Source organism: Phaeovulum sp. W22_SRMD_FR3, from assembly GCF_052113705.1.
Classification (GTDB): domain Bacteria; phylum Pseudomonadota; class Alphaproteobacteria; order Rhodobacterales; family Rhodobacteraceae; genus JBGQOG01.
In genome coordinates this window covers 1-2,500 of the sequence record NZ_JBGQOG010000041.1, presented here as the reverse complement: position 1 = coordinate 2,500, position 2,500 = coordinate 1, and the positions used below count along the sequence as shown (strand labels likewise).

The 2,500-nt window shown below is 53.5% G+C and carries 1 tRNA gene and 2 rRNA genes (1 of these 3 cut by a window edge); all 3 read left to right on the top strand.

Annotated features, from left to right (window positions below):
• Positions 1-2,133 (top strand): 23S ribosomal RNA (locus ACEN2S_RS22850) (it extends 700 nt beyond the left edge of the window).
• 100 nt (positions 2,134-2,233) lie between these two features.
• A 5S ribosomal RNA gene (rrf, locus tag ACEN2S_RS22845) occupies positions 2,234-2,348 on the top strand.
• A 73-nt stretch (positions 2,349-2,421) separates the two neighbouring features.
• Positions 2,422-2,498 (top strand) — tRNA-Met (locus ACEN2S_RS22840).
• The last annotated feature ends 2 nt before the right edge of the window (positions 2,499-2,500 follow it).

Here is a 2,500-nt window from a genome sequence, read left to right as displayed (position 1 = left end):
CCGAGTGATCTAGGCATGAGCAGGATGAAGGTACGGTAACACGTACTGGAGGTCCGAACCCACACCTGTTGAAAAAGGTCGGGATGACTTGTGCCTAGGGGTGAAAGGCCAATCAAACTCGGAGATAGCTGGTTCTCCGCGAAAGCTATTTAGGTAGCGCCTCGGACGAATACCTTGGGGGGTAGAGCACTGGATGGGTGATGGGGTCCCACAGACTTACTGAGCCTAACCAAACTCCGAATACCCAAGAGTAATATCCGGGAGACACACGGCGGGTGCTAACGTCCGTCGTGAAGAGGGAAACAACCCTGACCAACAGCTAAGGCCCCCAATTCGTGGCTAAGTGGGAAAGCATGTGGGACGACCAAAACAACCAGGAGGTTGGCTTAGAAGCAGCCATCCTTTAAAGATAGCGTAACAGCTCACTGGTCTAGATAAGTTGTCCTGCGGCGAAGATGTAACGGGGCTCAAGCCACGAGCCGAAGCTTTGGATGTGCAGCAATGCACGTGGTAGCGGAGCGTTCTGTGATATAGAACGCTGTCTCTTTTGCTTCCTCGGAAGCAACGGAGACACTGTTCTTTCTGTGAAGCCGGCCTGTGAGGGATCCGGTGGAGAGATCAGAAGTGAGAATGTTGACATGAGTAGCGACAAACAGGGTGAGAGACCCTGTCGCCGAAAGTCCAAGGGTTCCTGCTTAAAGCTAATCTGAGCAGGGTAAGCCGGCCCCTAAGGCGAGGCCGAAAGGCGTAGTCGATGGGAACCAGGTTAATATTCCTGGGCCAGGAGATGGTGACGGATCCCGAGGGTAGTTTCTTCTTATCGGATTGAAGAGGCTGCTTAGGGGTCCCTGGAAATAGCCCTCCACAAGACCGTACCCTAAACCGACACAGGTGGACTGGTAGAGAATACCAAGGCGCTTGAGAGAACCACATTTAAGGAACTCGGCAAAATACCTCCGTAAGTTCGCGAGAAGGAGGCCCGGTTGGTACGCAAGTATCGGCCGGGGGCACAAACCAGGGGGTGGCGACTGTTTACTAAAAACACAGGGCTCTGCGAAGTCGTAAGACGACGTATAGGGTCTGACGCCTGCCCGGTGCTGGAAGGTTAAAAGGAGAGGTGCAAGCTTTGAATTGAAGCCCCAGTAAACGGCGGCCGTAACTATAACGGTCCTAAGGTAGCGAAATTCCTTGTCGGGTAAGTTCCGACCTGCACGAATGGCGTAACGACTTCCCCGCTGTCTCAAATGTGGACTCAGCGAAATTGAACTGTGTGTCAAGATGCACACTACCCGCGGTTAGACGGAAAGACCCCATGCACCTTTACTATAGCTTCGCACTGGCATCAGGATTGTGATGTGCAGGATAGGTGGTAGACTTTGAAGCGGGAACGCCAGTTCTCGTGGAGTCATCCTTGAGATACCACCCTTCGCACTCTTGATGTCTAACCGCGGTCCGTTATCCGGATCCGGGACCCTGCGTGGTGGGTAGTTTGACTGGGGCGGTCGCCTCCCAAAGAGTAACGGAGGCGCGCGAAGGTTGGCTCAGAGCGGTCGGAAATCGCTCGTTGAGTGCAATGGCAGAAGCCAGCCTGACTGCAAGACTGACAAGTCGAGCAGAGACGAAAGTCGGCCATAGTGATCCGGTGGTCCCAAGTGGGAGGGCCATCGCTCAACGGATAAAAGGTACGCTGGGGATAACAGGCTGATGATGCCCAAGAGTCCATATCGACGGCATCGTTTGGCACCTCGATGTCGGCTCATCTCATCCTGGGGCTGGAGCAGGTCCCAAGGGTATGGCTGTTCGCCATTTAAAGAGGTACGTGAGCTGGGTTTAGAACGTCGTGAGACAGTTCGGTCCCTATCTGCCGTGGGTGTAGGATACTTGAGAAGAGTTGCCCCTAGTACGAGAGGACCGGGGTGAACGGACCACTGGTGGACCAGTTATCGTGCCAACGGTAGTGCTGGGTAGCTATGTCCGGACAGGATAACCGCTGAAGGCATCTAAGCGGGAAGCCCCCTTCAAAACTAGGTATCCCTTGAGGGCCGTGGAAGACCACCACGTCGATAGGCCAGAGATGTAAGTGCAGCAATGCATTCAGTTGACTGGTACTAATTGCCCGATTGGCTTGATTTGATCCAGTAGAAGCCATGCTTCTTCAGGACAAAAGCAAGTATACACAAATCGCAGTACTTATCTGGACAATGAAAAAACGCTGATTGTACTCCTTTCTTGGTTTGGTGGTCATAGCACGAGCAAAACACCCGGATCCATTCCGAACCCGGCCGTTAAGTGCCGTCGCGCCAATGGTACTGCGTCTCAAGACGTGGGAGAGTAGGTCACCGCCAAACCTAGTAAGAAGTACATACGTTCTCTCAATACGATACAACTAATACCGCGAATGCAATCGCCCTCGCGGACGGACGCGGGATGGAGCAGCCCGGTAGCTCGTCAGGCTCATAACCTGAAGGTCGTAGGTTCAAATCCTACTCCCGCAACCAAA